This is a genomic window from Aurantimonas sp. C2-5-R2, from assembly GCF_036549495.1.
In the GTDB taxonomy this organism is placed as follows: Bacteria; Pseudomonadota; Alphaproteobacteria; order Rhizobiales; family Rhizobiaceae; genus Aurantimonas; species Aurantimonas coralicida_A.
The window spans coordinates 108,046-133,271 of sequence record NZ_JAZHLJ010000003.1 but is presented as its reverse complement, the minus strand read 5'-3'; the positions used below and the strand labels follow the sequence as shown (position 1 = coordinate 133,271).

29 protein-coding genes and 1 riboswitch are annotated in these 25,226 nt (G+C 62.7%); of the genes, 7 read left to right on the top strand and 22 right to left on the bottom strand.

Features of this window, described 5'->3' with window-relative positions; translation table 11 throughout:
* Nucleotide 1: 1 nt before the first annotated feature.
* From VQ044_RS02665 to metH, 9 genes are all read right to left on the bottom strand, one after another.
* The gene (locus VQ044_RS02665; RefSeq protein WP_327645934.1) at nucleotides 2–766 is read right to left on the bottom strand and encodes a CbtA family protein; all 765 of its coding nucleotides are present in this window, start codon (nucleotides 764–766) and stop codon (nucleotides 2–4) included.
* 96 nt (nucleotides 767–862) lie between these two features.
* Nucleotides 863–1,039 (bottom strand): CbtB domain-containing protein, encoded by a 177-nt coding sequence (locus VQ044_RS02660; RefSeq protein ID WP_327645932.1) that lies wholly within the window; start codon nucleotides 1,037–1,039, stop codon nucleotides 863–865.
* Between the two features lie 28 nt (nucleotides 1,040–1,067).
* A riboswitch (cobalamin riboswitch) is annotated at nucleotides 1,068–1,329 on the bottom strand.
* A gap of 157 nt (nucleotides 1,330–1,486) precedes the next feature.
* The gene (locus tag VQ044_RS02655; protein WP_327623546.1) at nucleotides 1,487–1,636 is read right to left on the bottom strand and encodes a hypothetical protein; all 150 of its coding nucleotides are present in this window, start codon (nucleotides 1,634–1,636) and stop codon (nucleotides 1,487–1,489) included.
* Between the two features lie 67 nt (nucleotides 1,637–1,703).
* Entirely contained in the window at nucleotides 1,704–1,967 is a 264-nt protein-coding gene (gene minE, locus VQ044_RS02650; protein ID WP_327623545.1) for a cell division topological specificity factor MinE, read from the bottom strand.
* Complete coding sequence (minD, locus tag VQ044_RS02645) at nucleotides 1,964–2,779, bottom strand: septum site-determining protein MinD (protein WP_327623544.1); 816 nt, start codon at nucleotides 2,777–2,779, stop codon at nucleotides 1,964–1,966. The genes minE and minD overlap by 4 nt, the downstream gene beginning before the upstream one ends.
* 32 nt (nucleotides 2,780–2,811) lie before the next feature.
* Nucleotides 2,812–3,573: a septum site-determining protein MinC gene (gene minC, locus VQ044_RS02640; RefSeq protein WP_327645931.1), complete on the bottom strand. Its 762-nt coding sequence runs from the start codon at nucleotides 3,571–3,573 to the stop codon at nucleotides 2,812–2,814.
* 219 nt (nucleotides 3,574–3,792) lie between these two features.
* Complete coding sequence (locus VQ044_RS02635; RefSeq protein WP_327645930.1) at nucleotides 3,793–4,935, bottom strand: CaiB/BaiF CoA transferase family protein; 1,143 nt, start codon at nucleotides 4,933–4,935, stop codon at nucleotides 3,793–3,795.
* 86 nt (nucleotides 4,936–5,021) lie between these two features.
* Nucleotides 5,022–5,846, bottom strand: coding sequence for a ferredoxin--NADP reductase (locus tag VQ044_RS02630; RefSeq protein ID WP_327623541.1), 825 nt, complete (start codon nucleotides 5,844–5,846; stop codon nucleotides 5,022–5,024).
* 309 nt (nucleotides 5,847–6,155) lie between these two features.
* A complete protein-coding gene (gene metH, locus VQ044_RS02625; RefSeq protein WP_327645928.1) occupies nucleotides 6,156–9,941 on the bottom strand; it encodes a methionine synthase in 3,786 nt (1,261 codons plus the stop codon).
* A gap of 113 nt (nucleotides 9,942–10,054) precedes the next feature.
* Between metH and VQ044_RS02620 the strand changes: the two genes are divergently transcribed.
* Complete coding sequence (locus VQ044_RS02620) at nucleotides 10,055–10,408, top strand: toxin (RefSeq protein ID WP_327645926.1); 354 nt, start codon at nucleotides 10,055–10,057, stop codon at nucleotides 10,406–10,408.
* The gene (locus VQ044_RS02615) at nucleotides 10,405–10,680 is read left to right on the top strand and encodes a CopG family antitoxin (protein ID WP_327623538.1); all 276 of its coding nucleotides are present in this window, start codon (nucleotides 10,405–10,407) and stop codon (nucleotides 10,678–10,680) included. The genes VQ044_RS02620 and VQ044_RS02615 overlap by 4 nt, the downstream gene beginning before the upstream one ends.
* Nucleotides 10,681–10,810: 130 nt before the next feature.
* Here the strand turns inward: VQ044_RS02615 and VQ044_RS02610 are convergent, their stop codons facing one another.
* The 3 genes from VQ044_RS02610 to VQ044_RS02600 form a co-directional block, all read right to left on the bottom strand.
* Nucleotides 10,811–12,175, bottom strand: coding sequence for an aspartate aminotransferase family protein (locus VQ044_RS02610; RefSeq protein ID WP_327645925.1), 1,365 nt, complete (start codon nucleotides 12,173–12,175; stop codon nucleotides 10,811–10,813).
* 456 nt (nucleotides 12,176–12,631) lie between these two features.
* Nucleotides 12,632–13,147: a copper chaperone PCu(A)C gene (locus tag VQ044_RS02605; protein ID WP_327645923.1), complete on the bottom strand. Its 516-nt coding sequence runs from the start codon at nucleotides 13,145–13,147 to the stop codon at nucleotides 12,632–12,634.
* Between the two features lie 58 nt (nucleotides 13,148–13,205).
* Nucleotides 13,206–13,610 (bottom strand): hypothetical protein, encoded by a 405-nt coding sequence (locus tag VQ044_RS02600; protein ID WP_327650742.1) that lies wholly within the window; start codon nucleotides 13,608–13,610, stop codon nucleotides 13,206–13,208.
* Between the two features lie 171 nt (nucleotides 13,611–13,781).
* Here VQ044_RS02600 and VQ044_RS02595 point away from each other — a divergent pair, with 171 nt between their 5' ends.
* The 3 genes from VQ044_RS02595 to VQ044_RS02585 all read left to right on the top strand — a co-directional run bounded on the left by VQ044_RS02595 (nucleotide 13,782) and on the right by VQ044_RS02585 (nucleotide 15,493).
* Entirely contained in the window at nucleotides 13,782–14,333 is a 552-nt protein-coding gene (locus tag VQ044_RS02595) for a sigma-70 family RNA polymerase sigma factor (protein WP_327645921.1), read from the top strand.
* Nucleotides 14,334–14,335: 2 nt separating this feature from the next.
* A complete protein-coding gene (locus VQ044_RS02590; RefSeq protein ID WP_327645920.1) occupies nucleotides 14,336–14,974 on the top strand; it encodes an NrsF family protein in 639 nt (212 codons plus the stop codon).
* A gap of 192 nt (nucleotides 14,975–15,166) precedes the next feature.
* Complete coding sequence (locus VQ044_RS02585) at nucleotides 15,167–15,493, top strand: hypothetical protein (RefSeq protein WP_327623528.1); 327 nt, start codon at nucleotides 15,167–15,169, stop codon at nucleotides 15,491–15,493.
* Between the two features lie 104 nt (nucleotides 15,494–15,597).
* Here the strand turns inward: VQ044_RS02585 and VQ044_RS02580 are convergent, their stop codons facing one another.
* The 10 genes from VQ044_RS02580 to VQ044_RS02535 all read right to left on the bottom strand — a co-directional run bounded on the left by VQ044_RS02580 (nucleotide 15,598) and on the right by VQ044_RS02535 (nucleotide 24,322).
* Nucleotides 15,598–16,056: a DsrE family protein gene (locus VQ044_RS02580; protein ID WP_327645918.1), complete on the bottom strand. Its 459-nt coding sequence runs from the start codon at nucleotides 16,054–16,056 to the stop codon at nucleotides 15,598–15,600.
* 174 nt (nucleotides 16,057–16,230) lie between these two features.
* A complete protein-coding gene (locus tag VQ044_RS02575; RefSeq protein ID WP_327645916.1) occupies nucleotides 16,231–17,391 on the bottom strand; it encodes a c-type cytochrome in 1,161 nt (386 codons plus the stop codon).
* Nucleotides 17,375–18,667: a sulfite dehydrogenase gene (gene soxC / locus VQ044_RS02570; protein WP_327645915.1), complete on the bottom strand. Its 1,293-nt coding sequence runs from the start codon at nucleotides 18,665–18,667 to the stop codon at nucleotides 17,375–17,377. Before soxC ends, VQ044_RS02575 begins: the two co-directional genes overlap by 17 nt.
* A gap of 74 nt (nucleotides 18,668–18,741) precedes the next feature.
* On the bottom strand, nucleotides 18,742–20,436 hold the full coding sequence (gene soxB / locus VQ044_RS02565; RefSeq protein ID WP_327645913.1) for a thiosulfohydrolase SoxB: 1,695 nt from the start codon (nucleotides 20,434–20,436) through the stop codon (nucleotides 18,742–18,744).
* A 100-nt stretch (nucleotides 20,437–20,536) separates the two neighbouring features.
* Nucleotides 20,537–21,379, bottom strand: coding sequence for a sulfur oxidation c-type cytochrome SoxA (gene soxA, locus VQ044_RS02560; RefSeq protein ID WP_327645950.1), 843 nt, complete (start codon nucleotides 21,377–21,379; stop codon nucleotides 20,537–20,539).
* Between the two features lie 90 nt (nucleotides 21,380–21,469).
* Nucleotides 21,470–21,793, bottom strand: coding sequence for a thiosulfate oxidation carrier complex protein SoxZ (gene soxZ / locus VQ044_RS02555; protein ID WP_327623523.1), 324 nt, complete (start codon nucleotides 21,791–21,793; stop codon nucleotides 21,470–21,472).
* A gap of 95 nt (nucleotides 21,794–21,888) precedes the next feature.
* Entirely contained in the window at nucleotides 21,889–22,344 is a 456-nt protein-coding gene (gene soxY, locus VQ044_RS02550) for a thiosulfate oxidation carrier protein SoxY (protein WP_327623522.1), read from the bottom strand.
* A 15-nt stretch (nucleotides 22,345–22,359) separates the two neighbouring features.
* Complete coding sequence (gene soxX / locus VQ044_RS02545) at nucleotides 22,360–22,821, bottom strand: sulfur oxidation c-type cytochrome SoxX (protein ID WP_327623521.1); 462 nt, start codon at nucleotides 22,819–22,821, stop codon at nucleotides 22,360–22,362.
* 148 nt (nucleotides 22,822–22,969) lie between these two features.
* Nucleotides 22,970–23,557 carry a thioredoxin family protein gene (locus VQ044_RS02540; protein WP_327623520.1) on the bottom strand — a complete coding sequence of 196 codons (588 nt, stop codon included), beginning with the start codon at nucleotides 23,555–23,557 and terminating at the stop codon, nucleotides 22,970–22,972.
* A gap of 30 nt (nucleotides 23,558–23,587) precedes the next feature.
* Complete coding sequence (locus VQ044_RS02535) at nucleotides 23,588–24,322, bottom strand: cytochrome c biogenesis CcdA family protein (protein WP_327623519.1); 735 nt, start codon at nucleotides 24,320–24,322, stop codon at nucleotides 23,588–23,590.
* Between the two features lie 148 nt (nucleotides 24,323–24,470).
* Between VQ044_RS02535 and VQ044_RS02530 the strand changes: the two genes are divergently transcribed.
* A complete protein-coding gene (locus VQ044_RS02530) occupies nucleotides 24,471–24,830 on the top strand; it encodes a transcriptional regulator (protein WP_327623518.1) in 360 nt (119 codons plus the stop codon).
* A gap of 73 nt (nucleotides 24,831–24,903) precedes the next feature.
* On the top strand, nucleotides 24,904–25,221 hold the full coding sequence (locus tag VQ044_RS02525; RefSeq protein WP_327623568.1) for an ArsR/SmtB family transcription factor: 318 nt from the start codon (nucleotides 24,904–24,906) through the stop codon (nucleotides 25,219–25,221).
* Nucleotides 25,222–25,226: the final 5 nt, after the last annotated feature.

Sequence of the window (25,226 nt, the reverse complement as noted above, 5' to 3'; positions counted from 1 at the left end):
CTCACGCCGCGCGCGTCCCGAACCGGTCCATCGCGAGGCCAACGCCCAGCCCCAGCAGGACCCAGAACACGGCCGTCGTCGCCAGCGAAATGACCGCGAACTCCGCCGCAAGGGTCGGCGGAACCGGGCTCGTCAGGTCGGCGATATGCGGCGCGCCGACTACATGCGGCACGGCAAGCATCACGATTGCGGCCAATGTGGCCCACAGCTCGCGTCGGAACACGAGAAGGTAGAGCGCTCCTGCCGTCAGCGCGACGACGGCAGCCCACCAGACCTGCCGCTCGAACAGATCGGCAGCCGGCATCGCCGGCAATTCCGGTGGCAGTCCGAGCGCGGGCGCCAGCCCCACGATCGCAAAACCAGCCAAACCCCACAGAACGCCGTTCGACCGGGTGATCGCGCGGCCGGTGAGCAGGCTGACGGCGGCAAGGATCAGCGCGAAGCCGCCGCCCGCCACGATATTCGCCGACAACGTGCCAAGCAGGCGGCCGAAGAATGGAGATACGCCCGCCGTTTCGTCGTCCGCCTGCACCGCCGTCTCGTGGTCACTGGCGAGTACCAATTCGGCGCCGAACAACGCCGATACTTGCCGGCTTTCCGTCAGGCCGCTGAGATCGGCACCGGCCGCCCGGTGTCCTGCCGTCCCGCTCTCGTATTCCTCGGCTTGGAGGATGAGCGGAACCACGCCCAGATATTGCACCGGCGTCATCACGACACCGACAAACAGGCCGGCAACCAGCGCGGCCAACAAAAATCTTACAACCATAACGATACCCCTTCCGCGCCGACGAGGTCGGGCGGCTTTGAACAATACGAAAAAGCAAAAGCCCGGTCTGCACTATGGCAGCCGGGCAACCAATGCTTAGTGGCAGGGGAATCCGTAGGAATGCCGGACATCGTGCGCCGTATCATGCACCGCCGCCGAATGGGCGAAACCGATGCCGAAGACGAAAAACGCTCCGAGAGCCAGCGCGGCGAGTCCGGTCGCGATACGCGTCGGTGCTTCGGCTTGGGCGATGCTATAGGTCGTTGCAGTCATATCAACCTCCGTGACGGCCGCGAGATTGCGGCGGTTTCCAAGGCCGGCAGGTCTCCTGGCTCACGGGTCTTCAGTCGCCGCCTCGCCTTCCCGAAGCCGAAGCTTCAGTGGCTTTCCGATCCGTCCGCCGATGCCGGTGACATCGTCGGAACGGGTCGGCGGTGACGACCTCGCCGCTCTACAGTCGCGGGGTCGGCTGCGATGAAGGCCCCCTGCTTGGGTCGGCCCGTCGCATTCCCTCTTCGCCCCAGCCGCTTGGCAGCCGGGGAACCGTCCTTCGACCGGATCGGGCATCTCGCCCATCTCCGATCAATTCGTCACAGTAGCGATCGCGGCCCTTGGCGCAAGCGATTTCGCGCGCAAACAGGGTATCCGAAACGCATCGCGGCCCGGCCGCGCAATGCGCAGCCGGGCCGCTCGATCGTGCTCGATGGAAGGAAGCTGGCGTCAGCGCGCGGCGGCCTGCTCGCAGGCTTCGACGTGCTTGGCCAGCGCCTCGGTCGAGAGAATGGAGCTGATCGTGCGAATGTCGCGGTTCTGGAACTTCGGCGTCTGCTGCAGTTCCTTCAACCGCTCCAGGAGGGTTACTCGGCTCATGCTGGTCTCCTTTTCCTGTCGGGAGCCGCCGCGATCGCGTGCGGTGGGCTCGTTGGGCGAGCGGCCGTCAGGCCGCCCGCACGCTGGCGGTCGTGGGAATCTCGATATCGACCTCGAGGGTCGAAACGTTCTCGCCGCGATCCATTTTGACGCTCACCATGTCGCCATCGACCTGCACATGCTTGGCGATGACGGCCAGAATTTCCTCCCGAAGCAGGGCCACGAGATCGGAGTGCCCGACCGTCGCCCGTTCGTGCGCGAGCAGTATCTGCAGGCGCTCGCGCGCCATCGGCGCCGAGGTCTGTTTGCTGAAGAAACTGAAAAGGCTCATGCCGCCCTCCGTCCGAAGAGTTTGCCAAACAGGCCGCGCCTCTCGCCGGGTATCGACATCGGCACCTGTTCGCCGGCAAGGCGGCGGGCGGCGTCTCTGTAGGCGAGAGCCGGCGCGCTCTGATTCTCGCCAAGCGTCACCGGCGTTCCGAGATTCGACGCCCGCAACACATCCATGCTCTCGGGGATAATACCGAGGAGCGGGATCGACAGGATGTCGAGAACGTCCTCCACCTTCAGCATGTCGCCGCGCTCGGCACGGGCGGGGTCGTAGCGGGTCAACAACAGATGTTTCTCGATCCGCTCGCCGCGCTCCGCCTTGGCGGTCTTGGAATCGAGCAAACCGATGATCCGGTCCGAGTCGCGCACCGAAGACACTTCCGGATTGGTGACGACGACAGCGACGTCGGCATGGCGCATGGCGAGTGTCGCGCCCCGTTCGATGCCGGCCGGACTGTCGCAGATCACCCAGTCGAAGGTCTTTTTCAACTCTTCCATCACCAGTTCGACGCCCTCGGACGTGAGGTTGTCCTTGTCGCGCGTCTGCGAGGCCGGCAGCAGAAAGAGCGTCTCGAGACGCTTGTCGCGGATCAGCGCCTGCGTCAGCTTCGCGTCGCCCTGGACAACGTTGATGAGGTCGTAGACCACGCGCCGCTCGGCTCCCATGACGAGATCGAGATTGCGCAGGCCGACGTCGAAATCGACGACCACCGTCTTCTCTCCGCGCTGGGCCAGCGCCGCCCCTAGCGCGGCGGTGGAGGTCGTCTTGCCAACGCCTCCCTTGCCCGAGGTCACCACGATTACTTTTGCCATCTCGCTCTCCTGCTTTCCGGCCGCTTGCAGCCTCAGCCCAGAATTTCCGCCTTGATCGTATCGCCTTCGAGCCAGACCTGGACGGCCTGGCCGCGGTATGTCGGTTCCATGTCCTCGGCCGTCTTGTAGAGACCGTCGATCGCCACCAGCTCGGCTTCGAGCTTGCGGCAGAAGATCCGCGCCGAAGCGTTGCCGACCGATCCCGCCATCGCCCTGCCTCGGAGCGTTCCGTAGACGTGGATCGAACCGCCGGCGACGACCTCCGACCCCGATGCCACCGATCCCAGAATGGTTACGTCGCCCTCGGGAAAGATCACCGACTGGCCGGAACGCACCGGTTCCGTGATGATGATCGACGGCATCGCCTTGACCGGCTGCGGGTCCGGTGCCTGCGCGGTGGCCGGTTTGCTCGCCGTCTTGGATTTCGTCGATTCGGTCTTTTTCGGCGCGGACTCTGCCACCGGTGGTTCGAAATCGGCGGCAGGTCTGCCGCCCTTCATCGCCGGCGGCATGCCGAAGCCGAGCAGCGATGCGCGCGCGCCTTCGATGCCCATGATCCGCACACTGCGCTCGCCGAGTTCGCCGATCAGCTCCTTCAACTGCGGCTGGTCGATATCGAGCCCCTCGACGTCGAGCACGATCGGCCGCCCCAGGAAAAAACCGGTGGAGCGGGCGGCAAGGTCGTCGAGCCGGGTCAGCCACGCGTCGAAGGGAAGTTCCGGCGCGAGAACGAGGGCGAGAAACGAGCGGCCCTTGAGTCGGATCGGGCGGGTATCGGTTAGGGTCTTGGTCATCTCGGTTAATTTTCGGTTGCTACGGCGATCTAAGCGGGATGGGGTTAACCAGTGCTTAACGCGCGGAGCCTGCGCCGGGCTGACGCGAGTCCGCCCGCTGTGGAGGCCGATTGTGTCGATCCCGAGATCGCAAATGGTCCCTACCGAGGCATCCATCTCAAGCGTGGCCAGCGAGCGGATTGCGCGCCGGAAAACTGCCACCTTGCCTGATTCGCCGGCTTAGTCAGCGGCGAGGCCGAAGCGCGCGCCCTGGTGCTCGCCGAGCTTTGGCGCCGGCCGGTCCAGGGAAAGTTCGGCGTCTCCGTAAACGATCGAAGTACGAACGCCAGCAATGCCTTGTGGCGCAATCTTCATGTTTCGATGCAGGATTTGCGGATCGGAGAAAACGCCCGCGACATCATTGATCGGTCCGGCCGGCACTCCGACCGCCTCGAGTCCCGCCAGGAGGTCGTCGCGCGTCCGCGCAGCGATCGTCGCCGTCAGGATCGGCGTGAGCGCGTCGCGGTTCGCGACCCGCGCCTCGTTGGTCCGATAGCGTTCGTCCATGGCAAGATCACCCAATCCGAGCACGCCGCAGAGCCGCTCGAATTGGCGGTCATTGCCGCAGGCGACGATGAGGTGGCCGTCGACGACCGGAAAGACCTGGTAGGGCACGATATTGGGATGGGCGTTGCCGAGTCGTCGCGGCGCGACCCCTGTGGCGAAGTAGTTCAGCGCCTGGTTGGCGAGGACTCCGGCCATGCAGTCATAGAGGGCCATATCGACGAACTGGCCGCGGCCCGTCCGCTCGCGATCGGCCAACGCCGCCTGGATGGCGATCGTCCCATACAGCCCGGTGAAGATATCGGCGAAGGCGACGCCGATCTTTTGCGGCTCGCCGTACGGCGCTCCGGTCAGGCTCATGATTCCGCCCATGCCCTGGATCATGAAATCGTAGCCGGCCCGGCCCGCATAGGGTCCGTCCTGGCCGAAGCCGGTGACCGAGCAATAGACGAGGCGTGGATTGACGGATTTGAGGCTGTCGTAGTCGAGGCCGTATTTCTTCAGGCCGCCGACCTTGAAATTTTCGATCAGAACGTCCGCCTCGGACGCCAATTCGCGAACCTGCGCCCGCCCCTCCTTGGTGGCAAAATCCGCCACCACCGACCGCTTGCCCCGATTGCAGGCGTGGAAATAGGCGGCCGTCCGCTCGCCGTCCCGTTCGATGAAAGGGGGTCCCCAGCCGCGCGTATCGTCACCGGCTGGGCTCTCCACCTTGATCACGTCAGCACCGAGATCGGCCAGCGTCTGACCGATCCACGGTCCGGCCAGGATGCGCGCGAGTTCCACGACCTTCAGGCCGGTGTGGGGAGATTGGCTCATAAAGTCGCCGTGCCGCTCCCGGCGCATCCTGTCAAGCAGTGCCGGCTTCGATGCGGCCGCTTTAGCCGCCCGCAAACGCGTAGGGCTCAGTCGACGAACGCCCGCTCCACCACATAGGTTTCCGGCCGGCTGTTGGCGCCTTCCACGAAGCCGCGTGCGTCGAGCAGTCTCTCTGTATCCTTCAGCATCGCCATGGAGCCGCAGATCATCGCCCGGTCATCGGTCGGATCGAGTGGCGGAATGCCGAGTTGGTCGAACAGGCGACCGGTCTCGATCAGCGTGGTGATCCGGTGACGGCGGGTTTCGCCCTCCCGCGTCGCGCTGGCGTGAAACAGCAGCTTGTCGCCGATGAATTCGCTCATCAGCTCGTCCGAACGGGCCGCCTCGACCAGATCCCGCCCGTAAGCCAGTTCGGCCTCGAACCGGCAGGTCTGGGTGAGGATCACCTGCTCGAACTTCTCGTAGGTCTCGGGATCGCGAACCACTCCCGCGAAAGGCGCGATACCGGTGCCAGTGGAGAACAGGAACAGCCGTTTTCCGGGCTTCAACGCGTCGAGCACCAGCGTGCCGGTCGACTTCTTGCGCATCAGCACGGTGTCGCCAACGGTAATCTTCTGCAGATGCTCGGTCAGGGGACCGTCGGGCACTTTGATCGAGAAGAACTCCAGTTCCTCGTCCCAGGATGGGCTGGCGATCGAATAGGCGCGAAAAACAGGCTTCTCCGCGTTCGGCAGCCCGATCATGACGAATTCGCCCGAGCGGAACCGGAAGCTCTGCGGCCGGGAGATGCGGAACGAGAACAAGCTGTCCGTGTAGTGCGTGACCGACGTCACCGTTTCAGCGAAAACACCTGCCGGAATCGGAAAGGCGGTTTCCGGCGTACGTTCCATCTGGAGAGCGAGAGAACTCATCGGGTTTCGTCCTTTTCCATTCGCAATCGGCGCGTTGCACCACTCACAGCGATCCGCCCATCCGGCGTAAGCGCTCGCGCCCGTCTGCCGCCGGCTCTTCCATCCCGTTTGTCGGGAGAAACGGTTGCCGCACCGCCCGCGACCTCGCCGCCTCACTGATCGTCACGACAGTATATAGTCCCCCCGATACCGCATCGCAGCGTCGTGCGTTCCAAATTCCCGCTCGCTTGTGAGAAATTTTCGCGCTGGGTACGCTGCAAAGGTGGGTTGGGTCTCCACGGCGATCGTCATGTATCCGGATTGCCCCGCCTATTCGGCCGCCTCCGCCCGCGGCGCTTCCGCCGATTTCGGAACATAGTTCAGCACCGGCGCCAGCCAGCGCTCGACCTCGCCGACGGCCATCCCTTTGCGACGGGCGTAGTCCTCGACCTGATCGCGCTCGACCTTGGCGACCCCGAAATAATACGAGTCGGGATGCCCGATATAAAGGCCAGATACCGACGACCCCGGCCACATGGCGTAGCTTTCCGTCAGCTTCACCCCGATCTTCGCTTCCGCTTCGAGCAGCTGGAACAAAGTCGCCTTCTCGGTATGATCGGGCTGGGCGGGATAGCCAGGCGCCGGCCGGATGCCTGCATAGGGCTCGCCAGCCAGCGCGTCCGGCGAAAAGGTCTCGTCGGGCGAAGTGCCCCAGAACTCCCGGCGCACCCGCTCGTGCATCAGTTCCGCGAAGGCCTCGGCGAAACGGTCGGAGAGCGACTTCACCATGATCGAGGCATAGTCGTCATTGGCCTTGGCGAAGCGGTTGGCGATTGCCTCCTCCCCGATCCCGGCCGTGACCACAAAGCCGCCGACATAGTCCGCCTTGCCGCTGTCCTTCGGTGCGACGAAATCCGCCAGCGCCAAATTCGGGCGATCGCCGCGCTTAGCGAGCTGCTGGCGTAAGGTGAAGAAAGTCGCGATCTCGTCCTGGCGGTCGTCGCCGGTATAGAGCCGGATATCATCGCCAACAGCATTCGCCGGCCAGAAGCCGATCACCGCCTGGGGCCGGAACCATTTCTCCGCGACGATCTGCTTGAGCATCGCCTGCGCGTCGGAAAACAGCGACCGCGCCGCCTCCCCCTGTTTCTCGTCTTCCAGGATCGCCGGATAGCGGCCCTTCAACTCCCAGGTCTGGAAGAACGGCGTCCAGTCGATATAGCGCGACAGTTCCTCCAGATCCCAGTCGTCGAAGACTTTGACGCCGGTAAAGGACGGCGCCGTCGGCTCGAACGCCGCCCAATCGGGCTGGAAGGCGTTGGTACGGGCCTTGGCAAGCGGCAGGCGCTGCTTATCGCGTTCGCCCTTCTCGTGCGCCTCGGCCACCTTGCGATATTCCGCCTGAATGCCGTCGACGAAGCCTGACTTCGCCTCCGTCGACAGAAGGTTGGAAACGACGCCCACGGCCCGCGAGGCGTCGTTGACGTGGACCGTCTGGCCGCGGTGGTAGCGCGGATCGATCTTCACCGCCGTGTGCACGCGGCTTGTCGTCGCGCCGCCAATCAAGAGCGGAATGTCGAAGCCCTCGCGCTCCATCTCGGAGGCGACATGCGCCATTTCGTCGAGCGATGGCGTGATCAGGCCGGACAGGCCGATGATGTCGACCTCTTCCCGACGCGCGGTCTCGAGGATCTTCGCCGAGGGCACCATGACGCCGAGATCGATGACCTCGTAATTGTTGCAGGCGAGGACGACGCCGACGATGTTCTTGCCGATGTCGTGGACATCGCCCTTGACCGTCGCCATCAATATCTTGCCAGCGTTCTTCCGCCCCTCGCCGCCGTTCAGCCGCTTCTCCTCCTCCATGTAAGGCAGCAGAAGCGCCACCGCCTGCTTCATGACGCGCGCCGACTTGACCACCTGCGGCAGGAACATCTTGCCGGCGCCGAACAGGTCGCCGACGATGTTCATGCCGTCCATCAGCGGCCCTTCGATGACGTGCAGCGGGCGCTCGGCGGCCTGCCGCGCCTCCTCGGTGTCGGCGTCGATATATTCGGTGATGCCGTTGACGAGAGCATGGGCGAGCCGTTCGTTCACCGGCTTCTCGCGCCAGGTCAGATCCTTCGCCTTGGCCTCCTGGCCGCCCTGCCCGCGCCAGCGTTCGGCAAGGTCCAGAAGCCGCTCGGTCCCGTCGTCGCTTCGGTTGAGCACGACGTCCTCGCACGCCTCGCGCAGTTCCGGATCGATGGAGTCATAGACCGCCAGCTGACCCGCATTGACGATGCCCATGTCCATCCCCGCCTGGATAGCGTGGTAGAGGAACACGGCGTGCATCGCCTCGCGCACGGCTTCGTTGCCGCGGAACGAGAAGGACAGGTTCGACACGCCGCCCGAGATATGGACATGCGGCAGGGTCGCGCGGATCTGGCGCGTCGCCTCGATGAAGTCGACGCCGTAGCCATTGTGCTCCTCGATGCCCGTCGCGACCGCAAAGATGTTCGGATCGAAGACGATGTCCTCCGGCGGAAAACCGGCTTCTTCCGTCAACAGCTTGTAGGCGCGCGTACAGATCGAAACCTTGCGCTCGATCGTGTCGGCTTGGCCTTTTTCGTCGAACGCCATGACGACGACCGCCGCGCCATAGGCGCGCACCAGCCGTGCCTGTTCGAGAAACGCCGCCTCACCCTCCTTCATCGAGATCGAGTTGACCAGCGGCTTGCCCTGGACGCATTTCAGCCCCGCCTCGATCACCTCGAACTTCGAGGAATCGATCATCACCGGCACCCGCGCGATGTCCGGCTCGGCGGCGACGAGATTGAGGAACTCGATCATCGCCTGCTTGGAGTCGATCAGGCCCTCGTCCATGTTGACGTCGATGATCTGCGCGCCGTTCGCCACCTGGTCGCGGGCGACGTCGAGCGCGGCGGCGAAATCGCCGGCGGTGATCAGCTTGCGGAATTTCGCCGAGCCGGTGACGTTGGTGCGCTCGCCCACATTCACGAACGGAATTTCAGGCGTCAGCGTGAACGGCTCCAGGCCCGACAGGCGCATCAGCGGCCTGATCTTGGGAACCTGGCGCGGCTGATAGCCGGCCACCGCCTCCGCCAACGCCTTGATGTGGTCCGGCGTCGAGCCGCAGCAGCCGCCGACGACGTTGACCAGCCCCTCTGCGGCAAAGACAGCGACCTCCTTGGCCATCGCCTCGGGGCTCTGGTCGTATTCGCCGAATTCGTTCGGCAGGCCGGCATTCGGATAGGCGCAGACGAAGGTGTCGGCGACGCCGGAAATTTCCGCCAGATGGTCGCGCATCGCCGCCGCGCCGAGCGCGCAGTTGAGCCCGATTGTGAAGGGCCTGGCGTGGCGCAGCGAGTGCCAGAAGGCCGTCGGCGTCTGGCCCGACAGCGTGCGGCCGGACAGGTCGGTGATCGTGCCGGAAATCATCAGCGGCAGGCGCACGCCCTTCTCCGCGAAGATTTCCTCGCAGGCAAAGACCGCCGCCTTGGCGTTCAGCGTGTCGAAGATCGTCTCGATGAGGATCAGATCGGCACCGCCGTCGATCAGCCCGCGCAGCTGGTCGCCGTAGGCGATCCGCAGATCGTCAAAGGAAACAGCCCGATAGCCGGGATTGTTGACATCCGGCGACATCGACGCCGTGCGGTTGGTCGGCCCGAGCGCGCCGGCGACGAAGCGGCGCTTGCCGTCGGCCTGTTCGGCGCGGATGGCGGCGCGGCGGGCAAGCCGCGCGCCGTCACGGTTCAGCTCATAGACTTCCGCCTCCATCTGATAGTCGGCCTGGGCGACGGAGGTCGACGAGAAGGTGTTGGTTTCCAGAATGTCCGCGCCGGCGATGGCGTAGGAATAATGGATCTCCTCGATCGCCTTGGGCTGCGTCAGGTTCAGAAGGTCGTTGTTGCCCTGCAGATGGCATTCGCAGGCGCCGAAGCGATGCCCGCGAAAATCATCCTCGCCGAGGCCAAGCAGCTGGATCTCGGTGCCCATGGCACCGTCGAGCACGAGAATGCGTTCGCCCGCCGCCTTGCGCAGCGCGGCAGCCGCTTCCGCAGGCGACCGGCCCTCGGTTAGCGGCCCGAAGAGTTGGTCGAATGTGTCGGTCATAGCGTCATCGATCCCGTTTCTTGCCCGCAGATCACATAAAGATATGCTTATGTCAACAAATCCTCTCGACCGTCCCGTCGCCTGGCTCACGAGGAGTTGGCGCTGGGACCATCATGAGGGAGGAGGAACGGGGGGAGGAATCTTTCTGCGGCGTCTTGCAAGAGAATATATATTCCAAGCATATTAGCGATATGACGATCGAGTGGAATCCGGGAAAGAATGCGGCGCTCAAGACCCGCTACGGCTTCGGGTTCGAGCGTGTCTTGGTGGCGCTCAGCGAAGGGGCGCTTGTCGAAAGACGCGCCCATCCAAGCCGCACGCGCTATGCGCATCAACAGCAACTGCTGGTTCTGATCGATGACTATATATGGGTAGTGCCCTTCGTGGAGCAGGACGGCGGCATCTTTCTGAAAACGATGTTTCCGAGCCGCAAGACAACCCGTACCTTTATGGGGAAAAAATCATGAAGCGACCCGAGCCGAAGCCGATCATCAGCGACGACGAGCGCGAGGACTACGAGGCGAGCGAAAATGGCGAGTGGGTGTCGGTTGGCGATATCGAAACACAACGGGCGCTTTGGGCCGAGATTGCGCGGGCCACGCTCGACGGCAAGCGACGGCGCATTTCCATCGCCATTCCCGAACGCGATCTGGCCCGACTGAAGACCAAGGCAGCCGAAAAGGGCATGCCCTACCAGACGTTGATCAACTCGATCCTGCATGAGTATGTCGAGGGATAATCGCGAGCCGACCGCGCAAATGTGGCTCGCACGGCCTGGAATGGGTCCCGGCGCAAGGCCGGGACGACGCGTGAGAGGAAGGATGACGACGCGTGGAGAACGTCGGCATCCTCTCCGCGCTACCGCCGCTTCAAAGGCTCGCCTGCAATTCGTCCAGACTGCGCCGCGTCGTCTCGACGATCGTGTCGATGTGCCCGGCCTCGATGATCAGCGGCGGGCAGAAGGCCAAAGCATCGCCGATAGCCCGCGAGATGACGCCGTTCTTCTGCAGGATGGCGAAGGCTTGCGCCGCCATCGCGCCGGGCGGCTGCATCGCGACCTTCGCCTTTTTGTCCGTGACCAGCTCGATCGCGCCGATCAGCCCGACGCCGCGAGCCTCCCCGATCAGCGGATGATCTTCGAGCGACTTGAGGCCCGCCTGAAGGTGAACGCCCATCTCGCGGGCGTTGCCGACAAGATCGCGCTCTTCGATGATCTTGAGGTTCTCCAGCGCCACCGCCGCCGCCACCGGGTGACCGGACGCCGTATAGCCGGTACCGAGCGTGCCGATCTCGGCCGACCGGTCGGCGATCGGCCCATAGACCTTTTCGTTGATCAGCAGCGCGGAGATCGGCAGATAGGACGAGGACAGCGCCTTCGACAGCGTCATGATGTCCGGCTCGATCCCATAGGTCTGCGATCCGAACATCTGCCCCGTGCGCCCGAACCCGCAGATCACCTCGTCGGCGACCAGCAGAATGTCGTGCCGCTTGAGCACGGCCTGGATCTTCTCCCAATAGGTCGCCGGCGGCACCACGACGCCGCCCGCGCCCATCACCGGCTCGCCGATGAAGGCAGCACACGTCTCCGGCCCCTCCGCCTGGATCATCGCTTCGAGCTCCTCGGCGCAGCGCGTGGCGAAATCCTCCTCGCTCTCGCCGTCGCGGCCCTCGCGCCAGAAATGTGGGCAGGTCGTGTGCAGGACGCCTTCGATCGGCAGGTCGAAATCGCGGTGATTGTTGACGAGGCCGGTCAGGCTGGCCGAGGCCAGCGTGACGCCGTGATAGCCGCGCATCCGGCTAATGAACTTCTTCTTCTGCGGCTGACCGAGCGCGTTGGAGCGATAGCGCACCAACTTCATCATCGTGTCGTTGGCTTCGGAGCCGGAATTGGTGAAATAGGCCTTCGACATCGGCACTGGCGCCATGGCGACCAGCTTCTCGGCGAGTTCGATCGCAGGCGTATGCGATTTGTGGGTGAAGGTGTGGTAGTAGGGCAGCTTGCCCATCTGCTTCGCCGCGGCGTCGACCAGGCGCTTTTCGCCGAAACCGACGGCGACGCTCCACAGCCCCGCCATCGCCTCGATATAGCGGTTGCCGTCGGTGTCGGTGACGTAGACCCCCTCGCCCTTGTCGATCACCACCGGGCCGTTCGCTTCATGCTTACGGGCATTGGTGTAGCTGTGCAGGTGGAACGCGATGTCGCGCGCCTCGATCGAGTTCGGCTGGACGGTCATGGGGCATCACTCCGGTTGAACGATGATTTTTCGGCGCCGGCTCTCGGCACGGCGCAGGCGTGCTCGTTTGCTGTGGTGCGCCGCCACAAGGCATTTGGTCAACTGACCATACAAAAATTATCGGGCCGCCGGTCGCAGGTCGGGATATCGGTGCCCTAGCGAATAGTCAGCCTTGCGCAAGCTACAAGCGTTACCCATATAAGGATGGTGCAACGCGTCCCTGACACTCAGGTCGATGCGCCTAAGGCCTTTAGCTTCCCGTCCGACCACGGATGTACTGGCGAGTCGGGAAGCGAGGGCCGCACAGTCTCGCAAGAGACGCGGAGCCGCCGGGAGAAATCCAGGCGGCTTTTTCGTTTGTCGCGGCTCGAAGGTCAGTGGAGCTTCGCCGGGAAGTCGGCACCTTCCCCCCGGCGAAGTCGATCTCACGATCGAAGCCCGAAACGCAGCGAACCTCTACTTCTGTTCGGCGTGCGTCGCGCCGGAGCTCAGCACCGCCAGCGCAGCCTCCACCGGGCCGGCTTGCTCGAAGGTGAGGGTCACCGCAATGCTGGCGCCTTCCTCGAACGGCTCGGCGACGTCGAAAAACATCAGGTGTTTTCCTCCCGGCGCCAGCGCGATCGTCTCTCCCGCTGCGATAGCGAGGCCCTCCTCGAGGGCGCGCATCCGCATAACCTCGCCCTCCATCGCCATTTCATGCAGCTCGACCCGTCCCGCTGCGGGTGACGACACCGAGATCAGCCGGTCGGCCGTCGATCCCTGATTGGCGATCGTCAGATAGCCGCCACCGACCTTGGCGCCCGGCAGCATGGCGCGGGCAAAGCCCCCGCTGACAACAAGATCACCGACCGCCTCGGATGCCGTCGACAACGTGGGTGTCGCTTCGACAAGCGTGACATCGGCATGGGCATTGGACAACGGAATGCAGGCGACAAGTGCCGTCGCGAAAACGCGAATGATGAGAATAGTCATGATAATCTCCAGAAAGCAGGTGGGCGCGATTCAACGCGCGACAAAGTGCGGATCCGCTTCAGGAGAGGGTGGGAGGACTTTGTCCGGCGCGCGCAAACAGTGCCAGCGGCCTGCGATCCATCGCGACGGGGGAGCTCGGCAGATCGACGGAGGCGGCGTCGCGGGAAACGGGATGCGCCGCGAGCGGGATCCGGGCGTCGCCGGCGATCCCGGCATGGCAGCAGGCCGCAGCCAGGCACGGGCAGTCGCCCATGCGACCAGCGCCACTCGATGAATGCCCGGCTGTCCCCTGCCCCGTACAGATGACAGCGCCGGGCCCAGCGCCTTGCGCTGCCATCGCGCCCTGCGCCATCCCGCCCAAGAGCAATTGGACGATCAACAGCAACAGCCCAAGCGCGGTAAAGCCGTGGCGCTCGTGCCGCATGACTCTCATCGGACCGTATTGGGCTGGCCGCAGGGACATGAGTCTCGCTAACACAATCGGCCGATGAATATCCTCCGAAAACGTGAGGTGCGCGCGCCGGCTGGGAATCGCTTCGCTGTCACCATGATGTGAACAGGCTTGAGAGCGAGCGGACGAAAATTTTGCGATGCTGCGAAACATCATCACGGCACCACGCGAAGGACCAACACGATGCCAGTCCCGCCAGCCGATTTCGGACGACTGGACACGCTTTTGACTTCCGCGAACGCGGGGGACGAGAATGCGTATCGTCAGTTTCTTGAGGAGGCCGCGAAAATCTTGCGGGGATTTGCCCGACGGAAGGCGCCCGCAAGTGCCAGTGGCTTCGATCCGGAGGACCTCGTGCAGGAAATCTTGATGGCCGTTCATATCAAGCGCCATACTTGGCGAGAGGGCGAACCGGTGGCTCCGTGGTTATTCGCTATCGCCCGTTACAAGGCGATCGACGCATATCGCCGGCACGGGCGCAGGGTGAACCTCGACATCGCGGACTTTACCGACAAGCTTGAGGACCCGGCGGCTGTCCCGACCGCGAACAGGCTCGATGTCACGAAGGCATTGCGGCTGCTCGCTGGGCGCCAGAGGGAGGTCGTCGCCGCGCTGTCGCTCGAAGGACGTTCGGTCGGCGAAACTGCGAACCGGCTGGGCGTGACGGAGGGAGCGGTCCGGGTTGCGTTTCACCGCGGTCTGGCATCGATCGCCGCGAAATTTGGACGAACCTGAATATGGACACGCAATTCCTCATCGAAACGCTTGCCTCCGACCGTGATCGCAAAGCGCACGACCGAGGCCCGTCGTGGTTGTTCCTCGCGGTTCTGGCAGCCGGAACGACCGGGGTCTTCTTCTTCGGCGCGATCGGATTGCGGCCGGACCTCTTCTATGTTTGGGAAACGGCGCGTTTCCTGTCCAAATTCGCCATCACCGGCACTCTGGCCGTCACCGCCTTCCTGGCGATGCGCGCGTCGGCGCATCCGGGCGTGTCCATGAAACGATCTCTGGAGTGGCTGTTTCTTCCCGGCGGCCTCCTCGCGCTCTCCGTGGCGGCGGAACTGTTCGCGCTGTCCCCAGATCTTTGGGCGACCAGTCTGACCGGCATGAACTTCCTGTTCTGCGTGATTGCGATCATTTCGCTGGGGACGCCGCTACTGATTATGTTCCTCTGGGCGCTGCGCCGACAGGCGCCCACGCGGCCGGCTCTGGCCGGCGCGATGGCGGGTCTCGCCGCGGCGTCGATGGCCGCCTTGTTCTATACCGCCCGGTGCCCCAACGACTCGCCGTTGTTCGTGGCGGCTTGGTACTCTTTCGCTTCGCTGATCCTCGTCGCCGCCGGCGCATTCGCAGGCAACCGCGTTCTGCGCTGGTGAACCAAACCTACCCCACCGTCGAACGGGCGAGCCGAGCCCGGCCCGAATAGGCTGCCTGACGTCCTCCCCAAAATAGAATCGAACAAGTTACGCTCAAGACAAGGTGACACCCTTAGCCGTAACCTGTCGTCTTGCCTCGACGAATTCACTTCTGAAAGCAACCGCTTTCCGACTTGAATAGAGGAGGTGAATATGAAGACCGTTCTTATAGGACTGATCATCGCGACTCTAATGCTCCCAGCATCCACCGTCTTGGCCGGCGGCGGCATCATCCCCGGCTCGGAAGATGCCTACCGCAAAGCGGAAGAGAACACCCGCTATGAAACTGCCCTGGGCGTGACACACGGACCGGCGTTCATTTCCAGTGGCTTCCGCTCGTCCACCCGGTTCGGCACGCCGGTTTCGCGGCACGCGTTTGGCAACCGCGTCCGCGTCCCGGGCTCGGAGGCGACTTACCGCGATCTTCAGACCGAGAGCCGGTTGATGCTTATTCGGTCGCAATCGGCGCGCGGCTATTGATTCCGCCCACGTCAAATTTCCATGACGCGATCGGCCCGGCGATGCTGGGCCGGTTTCCGTTTCCCAACGTGGCCGAGGTCGGATTGCGCCGTGCACCGTAACGGTTACGGCTTGACGATCGTATAGCCCGCCTGGTCGAGGCGCATGAGTTCGGCGACCCCTGCCTCCACGACATCCGCGTATTCGACAATCTCCGGCCGAGCGCCTTCCGCCCGCTCCAGCGAGTCCAGCGTGTTGCCGCAGGCCGCGAAACTGACGTTGGGCATGCTCTGATCGAACGCCTTCAGGCGATCCATGACTGGGGACATTTCCGGGCGCAGCATCGGCATGCCAAGCCCGAAAACGACGATGCGAATATCGACCTCTTCCGCTTGATCCGAATAAAAGCGGGACACGTTGGCGGCGATATCGAGGGCCGAACGCATCACGGCCTCGTCGTCAACGGACACCTGAAGGGCCAGTCTTTGCGTGGCGAAGCTGGAATCGTCTTCCGCGCCCTGAGCCTTGGCGGTCGTTGCCCAGCCGCCCGCCAGCATCGGCATCAGTGTAAGCCAGATGCCCACCGCGATAATCTTCGCGGCGGACATGAGTGCGGCGGAATGCAAGGGACGACGACGGTGCATGGCAGAGTCCTCCGGCTGATCGTCTTCAGCCGAGGATATCTCGCGATGACGATGTCAGCACCATCTATTGCCACACCGCGAGATATCCATGCTTGCCGCTCCAGCCCCCGGCGATCAGTCGACGTTGCCGCCGGCTGGGCCCTCGCCCTCGCTGTCGGCCGTGTCCGGCGTGACATCGAGGACCTGCGCCCGCATCGTCACTTTTGCCGGTTCCGGCTTGCAGTCGGTGATGCAGGGATCGCTCGTCTGATAGTGCGCTTCCGCCTCGCGAGTATCCGGGATGAACCCATCCACATTCGGCATTTCGATCGTGGTGAAGTTCTCGTTCGACAGCTCGAACTCTTCATCCGTCACGATATCGTTGAGGTAGAGGATATAGGCGGTCAGAGCGTAGACGTCGTCGTCGCTCAGCGACCGCGCGTTACCGAATGGCATCGCCCGGTAGACATAGTCGTAGACGGTGGACAGATAGGGCCAATAGGAGCCGACCGTCTTTTCCGGACGCTGGCGGGTCAAGGTATCGAACCCGCCGGCGAGCACCGGCCAGCGCCCGCGGCCCTCGCCGAAATCGCCGTGGCAGGACGCACAATTCTCGGTGAAGATCGGCTCGCCCTCGGCAACCGTCCCACGACCGACAGGCAGCCCTTTTCCATCGGGCCTGACATCGATATCCCAAGCCGCGACCTCCTCTTCGGTTGCCGGTCGGCCGAGGCTGAGCGGTCCGCCGGACGGCTCGGCCGCGACAGAAGCCGCCACCGCAGTCCCGCCCGCCTCGTTCTCGGCCGACTTCGTCTCCGGCTGGGTCGGCTCAGGCGTCTTCACCTCCGCCTCGGCGACAGCTTCGCCATCACCGGGCTTCTCGGCATCCGTAGCCGCCGCAGTCTCGCTCGAGAATGTCGCCAGATAGGCGATGACATCGTCGCGGTCGTCTTCCTTCTTGAGGCCCGCGAAACCCATTTTGGTACCGCTCGCAAAGCCTTTCGGGTCCGCGAGAAATTCCGACAGGGTCGCTTCGCCCCACACGACGCCGCCTTCTCCGGCCGTCGTCAAGGCGGGAGAATATTTGTAATCGGCAAGACCGCCCGCGGCCCGCCCGAAAAGCTCGTTCAGCTGCGGACCGATCTTGTTGGCGGCGCCCTCTCCGACCGCATGACAAGCGCGGCACTTGTTGAAGACCTTCTTGCCGGCGTCGGCATCGCCCGCCGCCAGGGCCGGTGACACCAAGACACCGACGATGGCACCAGTCGCGAGCAGGAGCTTAGGAAACTTCGACATTTTCGAGCGCTCCGTCGGTTTGCAGCCACCAGGTCTGGATACCATTATTGTGATAGATTGAGTTTTCACCGCGCGCCGCGCGCAGTTCGTCCTTGGTCGGCTGAACGAAGCCCTTCTCGTCGATCGCGCGCGATTGCAGGAAGAGTTCCGATCCGTCCCAGTCGAAATCGAGATAGAACCGGTGCACGGCCATCGACAGGCTCGGCCCGTCGATCCGCGCTTCGATCCAATTCCGGCCACCATCAAGCGAAACGTCGACGCGCTTGATGCGGCCATTGCCCGACCAGGCCAGGCCAGTCACGACGGTACGTCCCCGGCCATGTGTGATGGGCGCCTGCGGGCTGGGATTGGTAATGACGGACTTCACGTCCATCGCCCAGGTAAAGCGTCGCGCTTCGCCATTGGCCAGAAGATCGGTATATTTCGAGGTCTCCTCACGCTGCTGCCAAGGGGCATCTCCGACCTCGAGGCGGCGCAGCCACTTGACCCACATGTTGCCTTCCCACCCCGGCACGACGAGACGAACCGGATAGCCCTGCTCGGGACGCAGCGCCTCGCCGTTCATCTTCCAGGCGACGAGGCAATCGTCGAGCGCCTTCTCCATCGGGATCGAACGGGTCATCGCCGAAGCATCGGCGCCTTCGGCGAGAAGCCAGGAACCGGCGCTCTTTACCCCGGCTTCCTCCAGGAGATAGCGGAGCGGCGTCCCCGTATACATGACGCAATGCACCATGCCGTGGGTGAACTGACAGCCATTCAGCTGCGAGCCACGCCATTCCATGCCGGTATTGGCGGCACATTCGAGGAAGTAGATCCTGTTCTCACGCGGAAAGCGCTTCAGATCTTCCATCGTGAAGACCAGCGGGCGATCAACCAGCCCGTTGATCATCAACCGATGCTCATTCGGCGCAATCTCGGCGATACCCGCGTGATGGCGCTCGAAGCACAGGCCATTCGGCGTAATGATACCGTCGAGTTCATGCAGCGGCGTGAAATTGACCGAACTCGTCGAATCCGCCGTCAGCCACGAGACGTCGCGCCGAACGACTTCCGACTCATGCGGCGACGGCATTCCGTAAGGCCGCGCGTCGACGCCATCGCCGAGATAACGGTTCCAGTCCTGAACCTCGGTAATCGCCGGATCGCCGCCCGCCGCGGCAGAGGCTTGCCGGCCTCCGATACCCGCAAGCGCCGCGGCGCCTCCTAGCGCCAGGCTTCGCTTCAGAAAGCGTCGACGGGAGGCCCCGTCTCCCGCCTTTTCGGGGCCGTCGATCATTAGTTTCCTCCGAATATCGATATATTCAATAATCAGAATATATCAGCGCGGATCTTGGCTGTCGAGAAGCGAGTTCAACCTTTCAGTTGAACGCTGCGGTTTTGTTCGAGCGACACCGTCGGATTCTTCGCCAGATAACCTTCGACGACGTCCCAGATCGCCGGTCCCTCGGTCCCTTCGTTGACCGAGGCCCATCCGGCGACGACATATTCCCGGCTCGCCTCGATCGACGTTTCGGTCTTGAGGATCGTCATGTCGGAAATGCGCGAGCCGATCTCCTTGGTCGGATCTATCCCAAATCCCATACCGCCGACGCGCACCATGTCGCCGCCCTGCTGGTAATAGGGATCGCTGTTGAAGAGGTTGTCCGCCACATCCTCGAGGATGGCCTTCAGGGTCTCGCCGGTCATCTTGTTCCGGTAGACCGCGGGATAGGTCATGGCACAGACGTTGTAGACGTCTTCCATGGTGATGTCGCTTCCGGCCGGGAGGGAGGTGCCCCACCGGAAGCCCGGCGACAGGGCGATTTCCGCATCCCGCTCTTCGAGCAGCGCCTCGCAGATCAGATCATCCCATGTGCCGTTGAAATTGCCACGACGGTAAAGCAGGCTCTCGGTCCTGCCGACGACGCGCTTCAATTCATCCTCGTAGGGCTCTCGTACTGAATCAATGATCGACGCCATCTCGAGGTCCGGCGTGATGACATCGGAAAAGACCGGGATCAGACGATAGCGGAAGTCCTTCAACCGCCCGTCCGAAATGTCGAGATCCAAGCGGCTGAGGAACTTGCCGTTCGAGCCTGAGGCGATCAGCATGGTCTTGCCGACCATGAAGGGCTCCGGCAGCGCGTCATGGGTATGACCCGTCAAAATGATGTCGATGCCCTCGACGCGTGAGGCCAGCTTGCGGTCGACGTCGAAGCCGTTATGCGACAACAGCACGACCAGATCGGCGCCGGCCGCCTTCGCCGCCGCGACGTGCTTGACGATCTCCTCATCGCGGATGCCGAAGGACCAGCCGGGGATCAGCCATGATGGATTGGCGATCGGCGTATAGGGGAATGCCTGTCCGATGACGGCGATTTTCGACCCGCCCCGCTCGAACATCTTCCATGCCTCGAAGGCTGGCTCGTCCCATTCATTGTCGAAAATATTCGAGCCGAGGAACGCGAACGGCAACCCCTCAATGGCGTCTTTCACCCGGTCGGTCCCGTAGGTGAACTCCCAGTGCCCAGTCATTGCGTCGGGCTTCAGCGCGTTCATGGCGGTGATCATGTCTGCGCCGGAGGTCTTGTTCGCCGTATAGCTGCCCTGCCAGGTATCGCCGCCGTCAAGCAGGAGGACATTGTCATCACCGCGCTCGGCGCGGGCGCGCTTGACGATCGTCGCGGTGCGATCGAGCCCGCCCATCTTGCCGTATTGCCCGGCCAGCGCCGCGAAGTCTTCTGACGTCAGCGCATAGGCATCGGGCGTGCCCGGTTCGATGTTGTAGAGCTTGAGGAAATCCGCGCCGGAGACATGCGGCGGCTGCCCCACGGCCTCGCCAACGCCGATGTTGACGGCTGGCTCGCGAAAGAAGACCGGCTTCAACTGAGCATGAATGTCGGTGATATGAAGGATCGTGAGATTGCCGAAATCGGGTGCCCCGAGCAGGTCGTCCTCGCTCATCAGCTGCTGCGCGGCCGCACGGGACCAGCGACCGGACAATCCTGAGCCGGTCAGGGCTGCCAAGGCCACCGTCGCGGTCAAAAACTCGCGTCTTGAAAACATAGCTTGCCCTCGTTCCGGACAGCACTGGCGATCCGGATTCGTCAACTCGTTTTGGAAAAGAAGACGCGAGGGCGCCTACGGGCACCCTCGCTGACTTATTCTACTGCCGCACTGCCGGCGTTTCGACCGACAAGCCGCTACCGCGCCATGAGGTATAGACTTCCAAAGCCATCAGCTCATCGGAAAAGGCCGCCGGATATTCGGCACGCGTATCGCGGATACAGCCGCGGAACCGGTTTTGGATCGAAACCAGGTTCGACTGTTTCAGGCGATAGGTCGGAAAGCCGTTGGTCTGCCCCTGACTGAGATGATCGGCCCGAATGTACTGGCCGGAATTATCTTCGTGACAGGATGCGCAGGACAGGTTCAACTGGCCGGTACGCAGATAATAGCGATCCTTGCCCTTCTGCCACCAGTCCATCATCTCACCCTCGGCGAGATCGACCTTCGTCGGCTCGCCGAGCGACTGATGCTTGACGAAGGCAGTCAGGTCCTTCTGATCCTGAACGTCGAACTTATAGGGCTCTGCCTCCATCCGCTCGGTCCGGCAGGCATTGATTTGCAGTTCGACGTTGAACGGCTTCTGCTCTTTCTCGTTCCACTTCGGGTAATTCGCGCCGACTCCCTTCATCGACTCCGCCGCGTCGTCATGACAAGAAGCGCAGGACTTCCCTGCCGCTCCCTCGACGGTGTTCCATATCTCCTCGCCCCGCTCGACATTGAGCATGCCGGGATTTTCGAAACTGTCCGATTCAACCTGGCGGGTCTCCGCCTCACGGTAAAGCCAGCCGGATTTCACTTCCTTGAAGGGATGGCCTTCGGGCTCCGTCGGCGCCGGGGCAACGATCGTCATTTCCTTACCGTCGATACTTAATTTCTCGTCGACCGGCTCGGCGGCAGCGCCAAAGACCATTGTGAGACTACCGAAAGAGACAATACCCATCAGGGCGATGGCAGTTTTTTTCACGCGATTTTCCTCCCGATTGCAGTGATCGATGGATGGCCGACCGGCTTCGGAAAGCCGGCCCGATCCTTATTTGACCTCGATCTTCTGCTCGTCCGTGTAGGTCTCGCCATTGTCGTCGACCCAGGTGAACTTGAACGTCCCGCTCTCCGGCACCTTGGAGGTGAACTCGAAATAGGGGTTCGCCGAAACCGCGGGCTCAAGGTTGGTCTCGAAGACCTTCGCTCCATTGAACTCGGCGGTAAACTTGTTGATGATCTGGCGCGGGATCACGTTGCCTTCTTTGTCCTTGCGCTGACCGGATTCCATATCGTGACTGATCAGCGTCTTGATCGTCACGACCTCGCCGGCCTCGGCGCTTTTCGGGACCTTCACTCTGGGCTTGGATGCCATCTTTTCGTCTCCTCCGATGCCCGCGGCTCCCTAGGTCTTGGCCCGGCCGCGCATCGATCGATTTCTGATTCGGTGAATTTTGTCTTATCCGGCGATCAGCCGCCGCAACCACCGATCGTCACCTTGACTTCCTTGCGATCGGAGTAGGTCGAGCCATCGCTCAGCTTCGCCACCGCAATGACGTTTTGTGTCTTGGCGAGCCGAATGCGCGTCGTCGCCACGGCCGAGCCACTCATCGGCGTGAACAGGAAGGTCGCCACCTCCGGATTGGGATTTCCATCGGCGAAGATCGTGACGGATTCCACGTACTCGCCCTCTGTCATCGGGCTCTCGACCTCGACCGAGATCGGCACCGTGTTGCCGTTCTCGGCAATCTCGGGGGCGGTCAGCGAAATCTTGCCGGTCTGCGGCTCGGTACCACCCGTCAGGGTCGACAGAGCCTTTTCCGTCTCCTCGGGAGTTGCGAACGCCCGCCCGGGTGCAAACGCAACCAGGCCGGCCGCCGCAGCGCCGGCGGACAGCGCGAACATGTGTCGTCTCGTGACATTCATTTTATCAACCTTTCACTATTCGCCGTTCAGCGTACCCAGATAGGCTACGACGTCCTCGACCTCTTGCGCCGACAGGATCGTCTTGCCCTGATGCTCTTCGGCGACGTCCACCCCCACATCGAGCGTATAGAAGCCCGGCATGACGGTCTGCTCACCAAACACTTGTTTTGCATTGGCGACGATCGCCCGTAGCTGCCCCGGCTCCCAGCGCGTCGCCACGCCGTCCATCACCGGCCCGACGGTTCCATGGAAAAGCTGGCCCGAAAGATCCTTGTTCGCGTGGCAGGCGAGGCAATTGCCCGACTTGCGATCCGCGAAAATCTCGCGTCCCTTTTCCGGGTCGCCAGGTTGATCGGTCAAAGATTCCGGCACCGCCATATCTGTAAAGGCCACCTCAGTGGGCGCCGTTTCGGCGGCGGTGGCCAGCGGAGTGGCCGTTACGATCAAGGCGAGGCTTAGCGCGAGAGAACGCGTCATGAACAAGACTTCCTCCGATTGCCGGCCTTTTGCGGCCGATCTGCTGCGATTCTGGAACTCAGCTTAGGCGATCCAGTGCGAAAAATGCAAGAATTGTTTTTTTTGAATATTTTGCGGTCGCTCAATCGGACTTGCTGCGCTGCAGCAATTAATTGGCCGGCTGAGCATCGATGAGGCCTTTCTCTTCGAGCCTGCGGGCATGATACTTCTGAAAGTGCTCATCGCCGTCGTAGCCCTTGGTCCTGACCCACTCGAACATGTGAAGAAAGGTTTGCTTACCGAACAGGCCCGGCATCGTTGCCACCGCGGCCTCGCCTGCCGTTCCCTCTTCTGGCACTTCTTCCGGCATAAAGAGAATAGTTGGCGTGAACACGACGGCCCAACGCCGGCCCGCGCTCTTTTCCGTCAGCGTTTCGCCGTCGATGTCGGTCACTTCCTCGTCACCGAACAGATTGTACTGGACGACCTTGAAATTGGCCTGGATGTAATCCCGCACCTCAGGGTTGGTCAGCAGCTCCTCGTGCATCTTCTTGCAGTAGATGCAGCCGCGCTGCTCGAAGACCAGAACGAGGCGTTTGTCCTCGTCCTTGGCAGCCTGGATGTCTTCCGCCACATCCTTGAAGGTGAGGGAGAACCAGTCCTGCTTGTGCAGACCGTCGTCGCCGATTTCCACAGCGTAGGCGCTGCCGGCGAGAACGCCGATGAAGGCGCTGGCGATAAGCAATTGCCTGAGCATGCAGTTCTCCTCTGTTTGCGAACCCGTCGATCAACCGATCGTCGCGAATCCCGGAAAAGTTTCCAAAAGCCAATAGGATATCGTCGACATTTGCCCGGTCGCGAACAGTATCCCCGTGAACACCAACAGGCCGCCCATCACTTTCTCGACAGTGGCCATGTGGCGACGGAAACGCCCGACGAAATCCAGAAAGCGCGTGGCGAAAGCCGCCGCGATCAGAAACGGCACCCCGATCCCAAGCGAGTATGTCGCCAGCAGCCCCGCGCCCCGCAGAGCCGTATCCTGCGAACCAGCGACAAACAGGATTGCCGCCAGAACCGGTCCGACGCAAGGCGTCCAGCCGAATGCGAAGGCGAGCCCCATGACATAGGCACCGACCGGCCCGGCCGGTTTCCTGGCTACTTGCACCCGCGCTTCACGATACAACAATCCCAGGCGCAACACGCCGAGGAAATGCAGCCCCATCACGATGATGATCACCCCGGCGATGATCGACAAGACATCGAACCACTGCGCAACAGCCTGGCCGATGATGCTTGCGGTCGCACCGAGAACGACGAAGACGGTCGTAAAGCCCGCGACGAAGGCGGTCGAGGCCAGCATGATCTGCCGAGCCACGGCAGGTTCGGAGCCGCGCTCACGCACCTGATCGAAGCTGAGCCCCGCCAGATACGCCAGATATGGGGGAACGATCGGCAGCACGCATGGTGAGATAAAGGATAGAAGTCCCGCCAGAAGGGCCGCACCGAATCCGACATCGAGCATTTGGAGGTTTCCGAGGACGATCTTATGTTTGGGCTTCCGAAAGCGATCGTCTGCGCCATAATGGAATCTAATTCATAGAAGAATGCATATGTTTTCATCCGTTGTAAATGTCCGCCCCTTCTCGCAGCTTCTACGGCTGGTTGTTGTCATGGCGGTTGCCGTGGCATCCCTTCTCGCCCATCGCTCCGCGTTGTCAGCCGCCGAGTTGCTGATGCTCGAACAGCCCGGATGCGTCTGGTGCAAGCGCTTCAATGAAGAGATCGCTCCCGCCTATGCCAAGACCGACGAGGGTCGGCGTGCCCCGTTGCGCCGCGTCGATATTACCGAGGACTGGCCCGCGGATCTGGAGGGAATTCGGCCGGAACGGCTCACGCCAACTTTCATCCTGCTCGATAAGGGGGTAGAGATCGAGCGCATGATAGGGTATCCGGGAAACGAGTTCTTCTGGGGGCTGTTAGACGATATGCTGTCGAAACTGCCCGCAGCCGATACGGCTGCAGCCGATTGATGAGCCAGGACGGGCAACCAAATTGAGCAGCGTGACTCTTTGGGCCGTACCCAAATTCGACCAAACGACTTCGGTGGAGGAGTCCGACGCGTTTTTCGAGCAGGCGAAAAAGGCGAGCGACCTGCTGAAAGCGATGTCGCACGAAACGCGGCTGATGATCCTGTGCCTGCTCTCGGAAGGCGAACGCTCTGTCGGTGACATTGAAGCGATCTTGTCGATGCCGCAGGCGGCTGTCTCTCAGCAGCTGGCCAGGCTTCGTCTCGACCGGCTGGTGGTGACCCGCCGCGAAGGCCGCACGATTTACTACAGCCTCGCCAATGAGGAAGTGACGTCGCTGATCGGAACGCTGTACGACCTGTTCTGCGCCCCGGTCCGCAGGAAGTCGCTGTAGCCGAC

Bases quoted from the DNA above. Each gene is read 5' to 3' on its own strand.
- VQ044_RS02665 (WP_327645934.1), bottom strand. From the start codon at position 766: ATGGTTGTAAGATTTTTGTTGGCCGCGCTGGTTGCCGGCCTGTTTGTC.
- VQ044_RS02660 (WP_327645932.1), bottom strand. From the start codon at position 1,039: ATGACTGCAACGACCTATAGCATCGCCCAAGCCGAAGCACCGACGCGT.
- VQ044_RS02655 (WP_327623546.1), bottom strand. From the start codon at position 1,636: ATGAGCCGAGTAACCCTCCTGGAGCGGTTGAAGGAACTGCAGCAGACG.
- minE (WP_327623545.1), bottom strand. From the start codon at position 1,967: ATGAGCCTTTTCAGTTTCTTCAGCAAACAGACCTCGGCGCCGATGGCG.
- minD (WP_327623544.1), bottom strand. From the start codon at position 2,779: ATGGCAAAAGTAATCGTGGTGACCTCGGGCAAGGGAGGCGTTGGCAAG.
- minC (WP_327645931.1), bottom strand. From the start codon at position 3,573: ATGACCAAGACCCTAACCGATACCCGCCCGATCCGACTCAAGGGCCGC.
- VQ044_RS02635 (WP_327645930.1), bottom strand. From the start codon at position 4,935: ATGAGCCAATCTCCCCACACCGGCCTGAAGGTCGTGGAACTCGCGCGC.
- VQ044_RS02630 (WP_327623541.1), bottom strand. From the start codon at position 5,846: ATGAGTTCTCTCGCTCTCCAGATGGAACGTACGCCGGAAACCGCCTTT.
- metH (WP_327645928.1), bottom strand. From the start codon at position 9,941: ATGACCGACACATTCGACCAACTCTTCGGGCCGCTAACCGAGGGCCGG.
- VQ044_RS02620 (WP_327645926.1), top strand. From the start codon at position 10,055: ATGAGGGAGGAGGAACGGGGGGAGGAATCTTTCTGCGGCGTCTTGCAA.
- VQ044_RS02615 (WP_327623538.1), top strand. From the start codon at position 10,405: ATGAAGCGACCCGAGCCGAAGCCGATCATCAGCGACGACGAGCGCGAG.
- VQ044_RS02610 (WP_327645925.1), bottom strand. From the start codon at position 12,175: ATGACCGTCCAGCCGAACTCGATCGAGGCGCGCGACATCGCGTTCCAC.
- VQ044_RS02605 (WP_327645923.1), bottom strand. From the start codon at position 13,147: ATGACTATTCTCATCATTCGCGTTTTCGCGACGGCACTTGTCGCCTGC.
- VQ044_RS02600 (WP_327650742.1), bottom strand. From the start codon at position 13,610: ATGTCCCTGCGGCCAGCCCAATACGGTCCGATGAGAGTCATGCGGCAC.
- VQ044_RS02595 (WP_327645921.1), top strand. From the start codon at position 13,782: ATGCCAGTCCCGCCAGCCGATTTCGGACGACTGGACACGCTTTTGACT.
- VQ044_RS02590 (WP_327645920.1), top strand. From the start codon at position 14,336: ATGGACACGCAATTCCTCATCGAAACGCTTGCCTCCGACCGTGATCGC.
- VQ044_RS02585 (WP_327623528.1), top strand. From the start codon at position 15,167: ATGAAGACCGTTCTTATAGGACTGATCATCGCGACTCTAATGCTCCCA.
- VQ044_RS02575 (WP_327645916.1), bottom strand. From the start codon at position 17,391: ATGTCGAAGTTTCCTAAGCTCCTGCTCGCGACTGGTGCCATCGTCGGT.
- soxC (WP_327645915.1), bottom strand. From the start codon at position 18,667: ATGATCGACGGCCCCGAAAAGGCGGGAGACGGGGCCTCCCGTCGACGC.
- soxB (WP_327645913.1), bottom strand. From the start codon at position 20,436: ATGTTTTCAAGACGCGAGTTTTTGACCGCGACGGTGGCCTTGGCAGCC.
- soxA (WP_327645950.1), bottom strand. From the start codon at position 21,379: ATGGGTATTGTCTCTTTCGGTAGTCTCACAATGGTCTTTGGCGCTGCC.
- soxZ (WP_327623523.1), bottom strand. From the start codon at position 21,793: ATGGCATCCAAGCCCAGAGTGAAGGTCCCGAAAAGCGCCGAGGCCGGC.
- soxY (WP_327623522.1), bottom strand. From the start codon at position 22,344: ATGAATGTCACGAGACGACACATGTTCGCGCTGTCCGCCGGCGCTGCG.
- soxX (WP_327623521.1), bottom strand. From the start codon at position 22,821: ATGACGCGTTCTCTCGCGCTAAGCCTCGCCTTGATCGTAACGGCCACT.
- VQ044_RS02540 (WP_327623520.1), bottom strand. From the start codon at position 23,557: ATGCTCAGGCAATTGCTTATCGCCAGCGCCTTCATCGGCGTTCTCGCC.
- VQ044_RS02535 (WP_327623519.1), bottom strand. From the start codon at position 24,322: ATGCTCGATGTCGGATTCGGTGCGGCCCTTCTGGCGGGACTTCTATCC.
- VQ044_RS02530 (WP_327623518.1), top strand. From the start codon at position 24,471: ATGGCGGTTGCCGTGGCATCCCTTCTCGCCCATCGCTCCGCGTTGTCA.